General features: G+C 60.9%; 11 protein-coding genes and 1 tRNA gene. 7 read left to right on the forward strand and 5 right to left on the reverse strand.

Annotated features, from left to right (window positions below):
- Positions 1-153 precede the first annotated feature (153 nt).
- Positions 154-1,050: a DUF5067 domain-containing protein gene (locus MHX61_RS05890; protein WP_239193501.1), complete on the reverse strand. Its 897-nt coding sequence runs from the start codon at positions 1,048-1,050 to the stop codon at positions 154-156.
- A gap of 132 nt (positions 1,051-1,182) precedes the next feature.
- On the opposite strand from MHX61_RS05890, the gene MHX61_RS05895 reads away from it, so the two are divergent.
- Positions 1,183-1,256: transfer RNA gene (locus MHX61_RS05895), tRNA-Ile, on the forward strand.
- 108 nt (positions 1,257-1,364) lie between these two features.
- Positions 1,365-2,420 carry a trimeric intracellular cation channel family protein gene (locus tag MHX61_RS05900; RefSeq protein WP_239193503.1) on the forward strand — a complete coding sequence of 352 codons (1,056 nt, stop codon included), beginning with the start codon at positions 1,365-1,367 and terminating at the stop codon, positions 2,418-2,420.
- A 67-nt stretch (positions 2,421-2,487) separates the two neighbouring features.
- Here MHX61_RS05900 and MHX61_RS05905 read toward each other — a convergent pair whose 3' ends face one another.
- Complete coding sequence (locus tag MHX61_RS05905) at positions 2,488-3,024, reverse strand: hypothetical protein (protein ID WP_239193505.1); 537 nt, start codon at positions 3,022-3,024, stop codon at positions 2,488-2,490.
- Between the two features lie 143 nt (positions 3,025-3,167).
- Between MHX61_RS05905 and MHX61_RS05910 the strand changes: the two genes are divergently transcribed.
- Entirely contained in the window at positions 3,168-4,751 is a 1,584-nt protein-coding gene (locus MHX61_RS05910) for a mechanosensitive ion channel family protein (protein ID WP_239193507.1), read from the forward strand.
- Positions 4,752-4,886: 135 nt separating this feature from the next.
- Positions 4,887-5,975: an alkene reductase gene (locus MHX61_RS05915; RefSeq protein WP_239193509.1), complete on the forward strand. Its 1,089-nt coding sequence runs from the start codon at positions 4,887-4,889 to the stop codon at positions 5,973-5,975.
- 147 nt (positions 5,976-6,122) lie between these two features.
- On the opposite strand, the gene MHX61_RS05920 is transcribed toward MHX61_RS05915, so the two are convergent.
- The gene (locus MHX61_RS05920; RefSeq protein ID WP_239193511.1) at positions 6,123-7,793 is read right to left on the reverse strand and encodes an alkaline phosphatase; all 1,671 of its coding nucleotides are present in this window, start codon (positions 7,791-7,793) and stop codon (positions 6,123-6,125) included.
- A 402-nt stretch (positions 7,794-8,195) separates the two neighbouring features.
- Between MHX61_RS05920 and MHX61_RS05925 the strand changes: the two genes are divergently transcribed.
- Together MHX61_RS05925 and MHX61_RS05930 are read left to right on the forward strand one after the other, a co-directional pair.
- Complete coding sequence (locus tag MHX61_RS05925) at positions 8,196-8,990, forward strand: serine hydrolase (RefSeq protein ID WP_239193512.1); 795 nt, start codon at positions 8,196-8,198, stop codon at positions 8,988-8,990.
- Positions 8,991-9,464: 474 nt separating this feature from the next.
- Positions 9,465-9,875: a hypothetical protein gene (locus MHX61_RS05930; protein WP_200435398.1), complete on the forward strand. Its 411-nt coding sequence runs from the start codon at positions 9,465-9,467 to the stop codon at positions 9,873-9,875.
- A gap of 79 nt (positions 9,876-9,954) precedes the next feature.
- Here MHX61_RS05930 and MHX61_RS05935 read toward each other — a convergent pair whose 3' ends face one another.
- Positions 9,955-10,740: an HAD-IIA family hydrolase gene (locus MHX61_RS05935; RefSeq protein ID WP_239193513.1), complete on the reverse strand. Its 786-nt coding sequence runs from the start codon at positions 10,738-10,740 to the stop codon at positions 9,955-9,957.
- The gene (locus MHX61_RS05940) at positions 10,737-11,030 is read right to left on the reverse strand and encodes an acyl carrier protein (RefSeq protein ID WP_204611336.1); all 294 of its coding nucleotides are present in this window, start codon (positions 11,028-11,030) and stop codon (positions 10,737-10,739) included. Before MHX61_RS05940 ends, MHX61_RS05935 begins: the two co-directional genes overlap by 4 nt.
- A gap of 27 nt (positions 11,031-11,057) precedes the next feature.
- Here MHX61_RS05940 and MHX61_RS05945 point away from each other — a divergent pair, with 27 nt between their 5' ends.
- Positions 11,058-12,056 (forward strand): alpha/beta fold hydrolase, encoded by a 999-nt coding sequence (locus MHX61_RS05945; RefSeq protein WP_239193514.1) that lies wholly within the window; start codon positions 11,058-11,060, stop codon positions 12,054-12,056.
- Positions 12,057-12,122 lie beyond the last annotated feature (66 nt).

Below are 12,122 nucleotides of genomic sequence, written 5' to 3' on the forward strand. Positions count from 1 at the left end.
CCAACCAAGGCAACTAAGCCACGACGATCCGATTCAGACAACGAATGAAACGGGCCAACAACCCCAGACACAACAACACCCTCCTAAGGGAAAGTGTTGCAACGACCCTCTGAACTCAAGCAGGCTCGGAGCCTCGCTTTTCGAACCAAGAGACTAATCGAGGTTGAATGTTTGGCGTCCGATTTCATCTTGGCTAAAGGCTCGAGAAGCAACGAGCTCAACCGGAGTGGTCAGGTCATCAAGTTCGTAAGCTACTGCACCAGGCACTGTCCCGCCCTCTTTGATCTGTTCAAGCTGCGTATCAGAAATTTCAGGGTCGAAGTATGCTCCGACGTTGAGTTCGTTCACCTTATTAGGATCATTGTCCTGGACGGCGGTGAAATAGGAGACAAAGTCAGAGGCTGTTAAGTTTTCGTTCGTCTTGTTGGTGATGTTGTACTCAAAGACGAGAATAGGCTTTTCACTCGCTTCGTTGCCTGGTTCACCCGGTTTTAGTAGACGGTGATTAGTAATCTCAATCTTGGCGGCTGGAACATCGAGGACTCCATCGCTAAAGGTTTGGCTGAAGTCGGTGCTTTTTAGCTCATTTACAGTCGTTGGATCATCCTTTAGCTTCTTCATGTGAGCGGTAAATTCTTCGTCATCGATGGCAACCTTGAAAGTCAGGGAGCCGTCCTCAAATTTGAAGTCCTTTTTCTCTGCAGAGGTAGCCATCCACTCCGAGTCAGTGGCAACCACATCGCGATTAGAAGTAATAGTTTCACCGGCTGCCGCGCCTTGGGCATCAAAGGAACCAATCCAATAAATCATGCGATTGTCACCGTTATCTAGAACCCATTCCACGGTAATGACGTCATCGGTAACGCTGGCTTCCATCCAGCCATCCTCACTTGCGCTGTCGTCTTGCTTCCAAGTACCGATGATGGACTTTGAATCATTTTGTGTATCGGATCGCGAGTCCTTCGACAGCGGTGTGCCGTCGCTGCTATCTGAGCATGCGGTGAGTGTAAGTGCAGAGATGAGAATGAGAGAAGAGAATACTTTGCGCATAAATCACTTTTACCCTCTGGGGGTATGAAGCGAACAAAAGTGCCAAGACTTGTGGGGGCAAATTGGTCTTTAGCCCCGCATTGGCTACTCTTTTGGGAGCGGATCTTCGCCCTAGCGGTGTGTGATCCGCGTGGGGCTATAGCTCAGTCGGTTAGAGCTACGGACTCATAATCCGTTGGTCCCGGGTTCGAGCCCCGGTGGCCCCACGGTGAGAGGGAGGCGTCGGCAAGCAATGCCGGCGCCTTTTCTCGTGCCTGGCTGCGCATATGGGTGTGCTAATTGCGCGGTGGCGGGCGGTGAAGTCTAATAACCATATGGTTGAAGTGGATCCGCTCATTGAATCTCTCTACCGCTGGTCCGATATCAGCGGCGTGCTGCTGATGGGAATCATCGGCGGCACTATGGCGCGCAAGCGCGGCTATGACATCATCGGCTTTTTCTTCATCGCGATGTTTTCTTCCCTGGGCGGCGGCATGGTGCGCGACGTCCTCATTAACCGCGGCACCGTGGCGGCCATGAACCAGCCGGAGTACCTTTACCTGGCCTTTGCTGGTGCGCTCATTGCCCGCTTTGTCTACTTCAAGGGCAAGACCTGGGATTATCTGCAAGCGCATGGCGACGCCGTCGTATCCGGCCTCTGGGCCGCTACCGGCGCCGTGAAAGCCATTACCTATGGGCTGCCGCTTATCCCGTGCATCATGATGGGCGTGTTCACCGCCACGGGCGGGTCCATGATTCGTGACATCGTCATGGGGCGCGAGCCTAGCGTCTTTGGCGATAACCAGCCGACGGTTATCCCGGCCGTGGCCTGCGCAATCATCGTCTTGGTGGGCCACCACTATGACATGATGGCCGTGGGCATGATTATCGGGCCGCTGGTTTCCATCTTCTTGGCGCTGCTGGGCATTTGGGCAGGCTGGCGCGTGCCGGCGTACCAGGAGTGGGCGCCGATTAATGACACCGCCGCGCAGGTGAAGGTGCTGGCGAAGAAGGCCGAGAATAGGAGCCGCGCGGTGGGCCGCCGCTTGGAGCCGCACCGCGTGCGCTCCTGGCGCCACCGTCAGATGGAGGCTGCACTGCAGCGCCGCATTGAAAAGGAAGTACGCTCCGGCAAACGTCGCAAGGAGGCCGCTGCGGAGGCTAGCGAGTTTATGCAGTCGTTTGAATCAGACGTCGATCAGCTCAGCGTCCAGGCCACCGAGTCCGAAAACACCGACTTCGGCGTGGACCTTAGCGGTGACTCCTATGAGGCAGAAGAGCGAGCCTCCCATGAGGAATCGCAGCGTCTGCTGGATTCCATCTTGGAAGATGACAAGCTTACCGATGAGCTCATTGACCGCCTCATGAAGCGTTATAACTCCCGCGACTAGGTCTTATGGCTTCGGCATTGCGGTTTAGCGCGGCGGCCTAGTTCGCGGAGGCCTGGCGGGAAACGGCTTAGCGCCCCACCGCGCCGCAGACCTGTGGGTCCGTGATATAGCCCTGCTCGCAGCCATGTTGGGTCTGGATTTCTCCGGAGCTCTTATTCCGGTTGCCATTGGCATCGTTGCCATAGCCGCACAGGTAGGCCGGGCAATCCGCGCTCGGGCCGCCGTTATTGGCTTGGCCCTGCTGCGGTGCCTGTTGCTGCGGCGCCGGCTGGACCGGCGGCTGGTTATTGGATTCCTTGCACAGTCCGGCAAACTCCACCCAGGTGCCGTCCGCGCACTGATACCCCGCGGTGTTGGCCTGCTGCTGGTTATTCGTTGCCGGCTCCGGGGTCTGCGTGCGCGGCTCGCGCTCCTGCGGAGTTTCGGTCGTGGTTTCTTCCGTGGTCGATTCCTCCGTGCTTGTTTCGGTGGTGCTGGTCTCGGAGGCGGTCTCCGTCACGGTTTCCTTCACCGTGGAGATGGTGGTGGCGGTGTCATCGCTGCCGCCGCAGCCGGTGGTAAAGAGTGCAAGGGAAAAGAAGGGGATAAGGAATGATTTCTTCATGCCCCACAGAGTAGCCAAGCCTGGCCGAGTCCGCAGGAGTTTGCGCAGGGCACAGAGGGTGCGCGCCGGCAGGGGCGGGCTTTGCACGGTTGCTGGCAGTCAACTGGCATCCAGTTTTCAGGCAGGCGGCCTACTCTAGGGGCATGAATCTGAAGTATTACTTCTACGAGCTGTGGAGCCTTTTTGTTGACCATGGCTTGCCGCTTATCGCGCTATTGCTGATAGGCATTTTGATCCCGCGCATCGGCAGGCTGGCCATCCGCATTATGGAGCACCGCCTCGATGAAGAGGAAGAAGCTACCAAGGCGCGCTTGGCGCTGACCGGTGCGCTGGTCTACATCGTGCAGGCGGCGGCGTACTTCCTCATCATCTGGGCCGCGCTGACCAATCTCGGCGTGCCAGCGGTAGGTGCGGCGGTGCCGGCGACGATAGTCTCGGCCGCCGTGGGCTTTGGCGCCCAGTCCATCATTGCTGACTTTCTCTCCGGCTTCTTCATCCTTTCGGAAAAGCAATTTGGCGTGGGCGACTATGTCAGCTTCGATGGCGTGACCGACGTGGAAGGCACCGTGGTGATGCTGACCCTGCGCACCACCAAGGTGCGCACGCCCACCGGCGAGCTGGTCACCGTGCCCAATAGCTCGGCCGGCGCGGTCACCAACTACTCCCAGGAGTGGTCGCGCGCCGTGGTCAACTTTGACGTGCCGGTGCAAGAAGGCGAGACCCTGCCAGAAATCACGCGCCGAGTGCGCACGATTTCCGAGCAAGCCATCCGTGAGCCGTCCATCGCCGTGGACGTCAATGGCGAGCTCGAGGTTCTACCGGCCACCCAGCTGGTTGCCCCGCAGGCGGCCGGCCAGTCCTGGCACGTGACCTACCGCGTGCTGGTCACCGTAAACCCCGCCCGCCAGTGGGCGGTGGAGCGCGCCATCCGCTCCGCGCTGCTTTCCGCGTTCTGGGATCACTACAACGTGGCCGACTTGGACGAAATCCAGCGCCCGCTTCTTCCGGTGGGCGACAATACTGCGGCCCAAGAATCCGTCAAGGATGCCTCCGCGGCAGGGGAGGGCTCGCGCCCCGATCCCCAGCCGGAACGCCAGACGCCCGAGGCGGATGGCCCGGATAGCGACGGCCCCGGAAAGCCCGCACTGCCGGATGATGACGAAAAAGAGCCTGAGCCCACCCAGGGCATCTGGCGCGCGCTGGAGACCAATACCAAGTTTCAGAAGATCGCCACCATTGGCGGCCGGGTCCGCGCCTCTACCACGGGCCTCATCCTGGCTCTGCTTGTCGTCGGCGCCTTGGCCCTGGCCTCGAGCAATCCCGAAAATGCGGATGCGGGCTGGCTTTCGCCCGAGCATTGGCGCGATAGCGGCGCGGAGGCCTCTTCCTCGCAGCTTTCCGACGCCCCCTCCACCAATCCCACCCCCGAAACCACCGAAACCGGCACGAAGTACGAGCCGACGGAGGACAGCTCTGGTGCCACGGAGACCGCCGACCCGCAAGGCTCTAATGGCGCTGGCGCGACCGATTCGCCTGCCGGCGGCGGTAGTCAGGGAGCGGGCGCCACGGGTAATGCCTCGCCCGCCCCGAGTGCCGCCAACGGCGGGACCGATTCCGGCAACGGGGCCGGCACTGCGCCCACTGCCGGAAGTGATGCTGGCGAAGGCACCCAAGCTTCTGGAACCGCCGGCAGCACCGGCCAAGAGATCCCGGCAGAGCCGCGCTAGGAGGGCTGGCCTTCTACAGTAAGTCGGTCCGTCCAGCGCTTATTATTGGGCGAGGTAAAGCTGGCATACACACTGGTGTCGTTATCCTTTTGGCAATGGTGAAATAGTCCGGACCGGCTGCGTGTTGCACTGGGCATGACTTCACTTTTCGAACCACTGGAACTTGGCCGATTCAAGCTAGATAATCGCGTCACCATGGCGGCACTGACCCGCCAGCGTGCAGGCGAAAGCGGTGTACCTACCGAGCTGCACCAGAAGTACTACTCGCAGCGTGCAACGGCCGGTCTGGTAGTTACGGAGGGAACCTTCCCGGCGTGGACCAACCGCGCATTCCCGGGCCAGGCAGGTATTGCGACCGACGAGCAGGCAGAAGGCTGGCGCGTCGTCGCAGACCGAGTGCACGAGGAAGGCGGCACCCTGTTCATGCAGATCATGCACGGCGGCCGCACCAGCCACCCAGACCTGATCGACGGTGCGAACCCGGAGGCGCCGAGCGCCTTTGATTGGGGCGGAACCGTGCGTGGCTTCGCTGGCAAGATGGACGCGCCGGTGCCGCGCGAGCTGAAGAAGGAAGAGCTGCCGCGCATCGTGGACGAATTCCGCCAGGGCGCGCGCCGGGCTATTGATGCTGGTGTCGACGGCGTGGAGATCCACGGCGCCAACGGCTACCTGCTGCACGAGTTCATGGCGCCATCTGCCAATAAGCGCGAGGATGAATTCGGCGGCAGCCCGGAAAATCGCTGGCGCCTGCCAGAGATGGTCATCCGCGCCGTGGTGGAGGAGATCGGTGCCGACCGCGTTGGCGTGCGTTTCTCCCCGGCACACAACGTGCAGGGTGTCATCGAAGACGATCAGGAAGACATGCTGGCTACCTACGGCGGGCTTCTCGACGCCCTGGCGCCGCTGAACCTGGCCTATGTGTCCTTGCTGCATGGCGAGCCGGACAGCGAGCTCATCGCCACGCTGGCGCAGAAGGCACGCGCAAACGGCGTGACCAAGGTGCTCATGAATGATGGCTTCCCCACGATTACCTCCAAGGAGGATGCCCAGCGCGAAATCGAGCTGGACTACGTGGATGCTGCAGTGGTGGGCCGCCAGCTCATCGCCAACCCGGATCTGGTGCGCCGCTGGCGCGAAGGCCTCGAGCTTAACGAGCCGGACCAGGATACGTTCTACCTGGGCGGCGAGCGCGGCTACATCGACTATGAGTATGCCGCGGACTAGGGAAGAATCCGCGGCACCAAAGGGGGCCCGAAAGGCGGGCGAGTGATAGGTAGTGAAATTCCCCAGAGAGGGTCTTTCACTATCTCTATCGAAGGTGTACTACTCGTTCGTTAACATCGAGTACCTGTCATGTGACAGAACTTACAACTACTTGGTGTAGCCCTCGCCCGGGCGCCAGGTCATGGTTACGGCCTCGCGCACCGGGGACTTGGCGGTGAGCAGGTTATCTACGCGCAACCAGTGCATTTCCGCCGAATCCGGGCGCACGGTGACAAAGCTGTAGCCGTGGTGGTCCAGATCCACGTGGCGGGTGTGCGGGTTGGCGCCCATCAAGTAGCGCTCAGCCAGCTTGGACAGCTCATTGCCCTCCGGCAGTTTCAGCTGCTCGTTCACGTTGGGCGCAGACACGGAGGCGCAGACCATCTCGGCGCCGAAGATGCGGCCATCCTTGCTGATATTGTGCGCCCACTCGGAGTGGATATCGCCGGTGACAAAGAGGGTGTGGGAGTTGTGCTTAGAGAGGGCGTCGATAAGCAAGCGGCGCTCCGCCGAGTAACCATCCCACTGGTCGCCGTTAACCGGAATGCCGGTGATATTGGAAGACAGCGAGGAAGAGACCGGCTTGGTCTTGTCATCTTGTTGCAGGGTAGCCAGGTTCATGGGGGAGAACATGACGGAATTGCCCAGCATATTCCACTTGGCAGAAGAGGTTTCAATCTTATTGAGCAGCCAATTGTACTGCTCAGAACCGAGCATTGTGCGGCCCTCCGCAGCCATCTTGCGCGGGCCAAAGCGCACCTGCTCATCGCGGTAGGTGCGCAGATCCATCATGGTCAGCTCCACCAGATCACCGAAGGTCAGGCTGCGGTAGAGGTGGCCCTGCTCGGATGGGTTGGTCGCGCGCACCGGCATCCACTCAAAGTAGGCCTGCATCGCGGCTTTGCGGCGGTCCAGGAAGGCTCCTTCCTCGCCTTCGGTGTGGTTCTCGGCGCCCTCGCGCCAGTTATCGTTGGCTACCTCGTGGTCATCCCACACCACAACCCACGGCAGCGCACCGTGCGCGGCCTGCAGGTTCTCATCGGTGCGGTAGCGGCCGAAGCGGATGCGGTAATCCTCCAGCGAGATAATCTCGTGCGCCGGGTGGTGCAGGCGCACCGGCCCATAGCCGGCGTATTTGCGCTGCGGATACTCGTAGATATAGTCGCCCAAGAAAATCATGTAATCCAGCTGATCCGCGCGGCCGCGCTGGGCAATATCGCCATAGGCGTTGAAGAAGCCGGACTCCCAGTTTGCGCAGCTGGCCACGCCGAAGGTGAGCTCTTCCGGGGAGGCGCTCAGCGCCGGGGCGGTCTTAGTACGGCCGACGGGCGAGTACTTATCCTGCGCCTTAAAACGGAAGAAGTACACGGTCTCCGGCTCCAAGCCATGCGGGTCCACGTGCACGGTGTGGTCCTGGCTGGCGTCGGTGGTCACTTCGCCCTGCTTGACGACGTCCCCGAACCCCTCATCCTTGGCAATTTCCCACTCCACCCGGGTGGCCTCGCCCAGGCCGGATCCCGGCATGGCATCGGCATCCGGGGTCACGCGGGTCCACAGGATGACCGAGTCCGGAATCGGGTCACCCGAGGCCACACCGTGGAGGAAGGGCCGCTCGCCCAGCTTCGGCTCCACCATGTGCTGCTCCACGCGCGGCGAGAGGCTGCTTTGGGCGTTGGCGGCTGCACCGGACAGAGCGATGGCGGCACCGGCGGTACCGGTGGATTGCAGGAAGCGGCGGCGGTTAACTGCGCTGCCCGTGTTCTTAGAATTATTAGACATGGTTGAAAGTTTTCTCATGTCTAATGGGTGTGCAACCGTTTCCTGCCCGATTCCATAAAATGTTCTTGTTATTTTAACCGGTGGTTTACTTGGGCGGCCTCCTGTGGGCCTGACGAGTTTGGCGGTTGGGCGGTTTCGAGGGGCTTTCGCCGGCTTCTGTGGCTTAGGTCCAGTTTGATCGGGCTGATCTGAGGCCTTTAGGGCTGAATTGAGGGGGCCATTCGCTCAGATCGGCCCGATCACCTTCGACCTAAGGTGTGCGGGACCCAGTAGACCTAAGGCATGTGGGACTCGTGAACCCAAGGCGTACGCGGGCCCAGTAGGCCAAAGGGGTGAGCGGTTCAAAAAGGCGCGCCCAAAGCGGTCCAGTCCTTCCGAATGCGGCTCAGTAGGCTAGAGGGTATGAGTGAATTTAGCCAAATTAGCCAGTGGCCCGCGGATACGGTGGCCGGAGCCTTGCTGCACCGGGGCGAAGTGAAGGAAACGGTGGGGGATACCGCCCGCGAGTTTCCGGTGGCATCGGTAACCAAGCTGGTCGCAGCCTACGGCGTGATGCTGGCCGTGGAAGAAGGAGCCGTGGAGCTTGAGCAGCCCGCCGGCCCGGAGGGCTCCACGCTGGAGCACCTGCTTGCGCACGCCTCTGGCATTTCCTTTGACTCCCGGGAGCCGCAGAAGCCGGTGGGTGAGCGCCGCATCTATTCCTCGGCCGGTTATGAGTGGGCCGCGGATACCGTGGCTGAAGCTACGGGCATGGACTTTGCCGAGTACCTGCGCGAAGGCATTTTGGCCCCGTTGGGCATGGAGTCCACCCGGCTCGAAGGCTCGGCCGGGCACGGTTTGGTTTCCACGGTGCAGGACCTCGCGGTCTTTGCCGGGGAAGTTCAAGAACCACAGCTTTTGCACCCCTCTACCGTGGCCGATATGCGCCGCGTGCACTTCGATGGATTGCGCGGCATCGTTCCGGGCTACGGCAGCTTCAAAGACTGCACCTGGGGTCTAGGCTTTGAAATCCACGGCGCTAAGGATCACTGGATGGGCGCCCTGCCTGCCGACGCCGTCGGTCACTTCGGCATGTCCGGCACCTACCTCTGGGTCGCCGGCGACTATGCCATGGTCGCGCTCACAAACCGCGACTTTGGCGAGTGGTGCAAGCCCCTCTGGCACGATACGAATACCACCATCTGGAACTCTTTATAATCTGCTCGCTGTAGCGAGACGGGCGCCTTTCACTGGGGAAGTGGTGTGGTGGAAGGCTCCCCCGTGGGGCGGGGAGATGTCGGGGAATTTCGTGCGAAAGGGGGCCATCCTGCGCGGGAAACCGGCGTGAGCGCACGGGCGGCGGTTACGTGGGAGCCTAGTAGCGCTTTCTCGTGCATGAGCAGGGCTTCTGCTCCCTGCCGTCAAGGAAGGGCAGAATTTTCTCAGCAAACTCCAAATTTCACAGTTATAACATTGGCTTCACCTGCAACTTTAGTCCCAGTCTGTACCTAGGGTTGAGGTTTAGCGAATGGGGGTTGAAGTGAAAGTTGAGGGTTGTAGGGAGGGGTGTGACGCAGGAAAATTGTGAGCAGACGCATCAGACAGTTCGTTGGGGAAGACGAAGCTCGTCTTGCATCGCGCCGGGCCGGCAGGCCTCGTGCGGTGGTGATCTATGTCGAGGGAGAATCGGCTATGAATACGTGCGTTAACCCTGCGCCGGTTGAACAGCCGGCCTCCACCTCCACGTGGCCCTCCGTCAACGGCGGCGCCACCGTGGTCACCGGTGTGCTGAAGATTTCCGGGATGCCGCGCAAGCTGCGCTCGGAGATTGAACACGCCATGGATCGGTGCATCCGTACCGAGTCGGAATTTATCATTCCAGGCGATGACCCACTGACCGCTCAGTGGTGCACTCGTTGGTTCCGGGATGGGCTTTCCGTGGCGGCGCTCGCCCAAGGCGGGAGCGCCTGCGCCAACGCGGGCAGCGGTATCGGCTGCCACCAGGTGCTTACCGGCACCCGCGAGGAGCTGGACGCGCTTGATTGCGTCGTGCGCTACCTCGCGCAGCGCCACGGCTTTAGTGCTGCCGTGCGCCTGCCGTAGAAGGCGCGAAAGGGGTTGGACCAGCTGCTGCTGGCCAACCCCTTTGCTTCTGCCGACGGATGGTCTCCTCGAGAACGAGCTATTCCGCCTCCGCGAAGGGATCCATAATCTTGTCTGGCAGCTCGGCCACGGATTTCAGCACGGCCGACGGGCGGTACGGGTAGCGGGAAATCTCGTGGTCATCGGAAATACCGGAGCGCACCAGCACCGTGCGCATACCGGCTTCAAGGCCCGCCTTCACATCGGTATCCATGCGGTCACCAATCATAACCGTGTGCTCCGAGTGTGCACCGATAGTATTCAGCGCAGAACGCATCATGACCGGGTTAGGCTTGCCCACGTAATAAGGCTCGCGGTTCGTGGCGGCGGTAATGAGCGCAGCTACGGCGCCGGTAGCTGGAAGTACGCCCGTGGGGGCGGGGCCGGTGACATCTGGGTTGGTGGCAATAAAACGCGCACCATCGCGGATGAGGTTAATGGCGGTGGTAATCGCCTCAAAGGAGTAAGTGCGGGTCTCACCAAGTACCACGAAGTCCGGGTCATCGTTGGTGAGGATCCAGCCTGCCTCGTGCATGGCGGTGGTCAGGCCAGATTCGCCCACTACGTAGGCCTTGCTGGAGCTTACCTGGCTGGAAAGAAAGTTCGCGGTAGCGGTAGCGGAGGTCCAGATGCGCTCTGCAGGGATATCCAGGCCGGTATTGCGCAGGCGTGCAGATAGGTCCCGCGGGGTAGACATTGAGTTATTGGTTAGCACCATGTACTCGATGTCATTGTCTTTGAGTGCCTGGATAAATTTATCGGCGCCAGGGATCATCTCACCTTCTTTGATGAGCACGCCGTCCATGTCTGATAGGTAAGAAATCATTGGTGATCCTCCACATACTCGGCGATATCGCCGATGGTTTCGCTGTTGAGCATCGTCTCCTCAGAAAAGCGGACCTGGAAGGCCTCTTCCGCGCGCACGGTGAGCTCCACCAGATCGAGCGACTCCACGCCGATATCCTTCAGGCGGGTCTCGCGGCCCAAGTCTTCCTCGATCCCGGTGACCTTACGGATGAGTGCGATGAGCTGGCCGAGAGTATCTCGCTCCGGCTCCTTGTCCGGCGCACTCGCATTAAACTTTGCCTGCAATTGGGCACTGAGGTCGTTTGCCATGCCCACCAGTCTAGTATTGATCCCGTTATGGCATTGAGAAAACGTTCTTCCGTTGTGGCGCGTAGTTGGCTCAAGCGCCTGCGCCCCTCGCACCGCGCCGAGCTAGAAAAGCTCTATGGCGGATTGCATGATCCCTCCACCGAGCCGGGGCTTACCCACATCAGCGCGTCCGGCACCGTGGACCACGATGGCCTAGACATTGCTTGGTATGAAGTAGGCCAGCAGGACGCCCCGGTGACGGTGGTCTTCATTCACGGCTACTGCCTGTCCTCAGAAGCCTATTATGACCAGGCCAATTACCTGCGCGGCCGCAATGCCCGCGCACTCTTGGTGGACCTGCGTGGGCACGGCCAGTCCTCCACGGTCGACCCAGAAGAGTGCACCGTTGACGCGTCTGCCGACGACGTCCTAGCCGTCATCCGCGAGCGCGCTCCCCACGGCAACTTGATCATCGTGGGCCATTCCCTGGGCGGCATGGTTGCCTTGAACCTCATCCGCCGTGCGCCGGCCGAGGTGTATGAGCGCATCAAGGGTGCGCTGCTGATTTCTACTTCAATGCGCCGCTTTGCCGCCAAGGGCGTGGCCCAGATTTTGCAATCCAAGTCCCTGCACGCGCTCTACCGCCTGTGCCTGCGCTTGCCCGGGCGCGTCGATAACGCTCGCTTTGAGGCTGCCCGCTTTATTGCCCCGCTTTTCGCCGCGACCCTGGCCGGCTTTCCCCAGATGGAGAAGCTGCAGTTCCACGTTGCCATGCTTCTCGATACCCCCTTGGCCTCCTACTCCGGTTTCTTCGACGATCTTCTGGAACACGCTGAGTACGGCGCCGCCGAAAGGCTGGCGAAGCTCCACGGCGAGGTAGTGGTGGGAACTTCCGATATTGTCACCCCGCGTTCGCAATCCGAAGTGCTCTGTGAGAATTGGCCCGCCGCGAGCTTGCAGACAGTGGAAGGCTCCGGGCACATGGTCATCCTCGAAGATCCTGAGGCCATCTCCGCGGCGCTCGGCCGCGTCCTCGACGCGATGTAGGCAGGCTGCTCGAGCGAGCCTCTCGAGGCATGCAAAAGGCGCTGCGGCGGGAAGCCGGCGGCGCCT

This window comes from Corynebacterium sp. ACRPF (assembly GCF_022347395.1).
Taxonomy (GTDB): Bacteria; Actinomycetota; Actinomycetes; order Mycobacteriales; family Mycobacteriaceae; genus Corynebacterium; species Corynebacterium tuberculostearicum_D.

Bases quoted from the DNA above. Each gene is read 5' to 3' on its own strand.
- MHX61_RS05930 (WP_200435398.1), top strand. From the start codon at position 9,465: ATGAATACGTGCGTTAACCCTGCGCCGGTTGAACAGCCGGCCTCCACC.
- MHX61_RS05900 (WP_239193503.1), top strand. From the start codon at position 1,365: ATGGTTGAAGTGGATCCGCTCATTGAATCTCTCTACCGCTGGTCCGAT.
- MHX61_RS05935 (WP_239193513.1), bottom strand. From the start codon at position 10,740: ATGATTTCTTACCTATCAGACATGGACGGCGTGCTCATCAAAGAAGGT.
- MHX61_RS05940 (WP_204611336.1), bottom strand. From the start codon at position 11,030: ATGGCAAACGACCTCAGTGCCCAATTGCAGGCAAAGTTTAATGCGAGT.
- MHX61_RS05910 (WP_239193507.1), top strand. From the start codon at position 3,168: ATGAATCTGAAGTATTACTTCTACGAGCTGTGGAGCCTTTTTGTTGAC.
- MHX61_RS05920 (WP_239193511.1), bottom strand. From the start codon at position 7,793: ATGTCTAATAATTCTAAGAACACGGGCAGCGCAGTTAACCGCCGCCGC.
- MHX61_RS05890 (WP_239193501.1), bottom strand. From the start codon at position 1,050: ATGCGCAAAGTATTCTCTTCTCTCATTCTCATCTCTGCACTTACACTC.
- MHX61_RS05945 (WP_239193514.1), top strand. From the start codon at position 11,058: ATGGCATTGAGAAAACGTTCTTCCGTTGTGGCGCGTAGTTGGCTCAAG.
- MHX61_RS05925 (WP_239193512.1), top strand. From the start codon at position 8,196: ATGAGTGAATTTAGCCAAATTAGCCAGTGGCCCGCGGATACGGTGGCC.
- MHX61_RS05905 (WP_239193505.1), bottom strand. From the start codon at position 3,024: ATGAAGAAATCATTCCTTATCCCCTTCTTTTCCCTTGCACTCTTTACC.
- MHX61_RS05915 (WP_239193509.1), top strand. From the start codon at position 4,887: ATGACTTCACTTTTCGAACCACTGGAACTTGGCCGATTCAAGCTAGAT.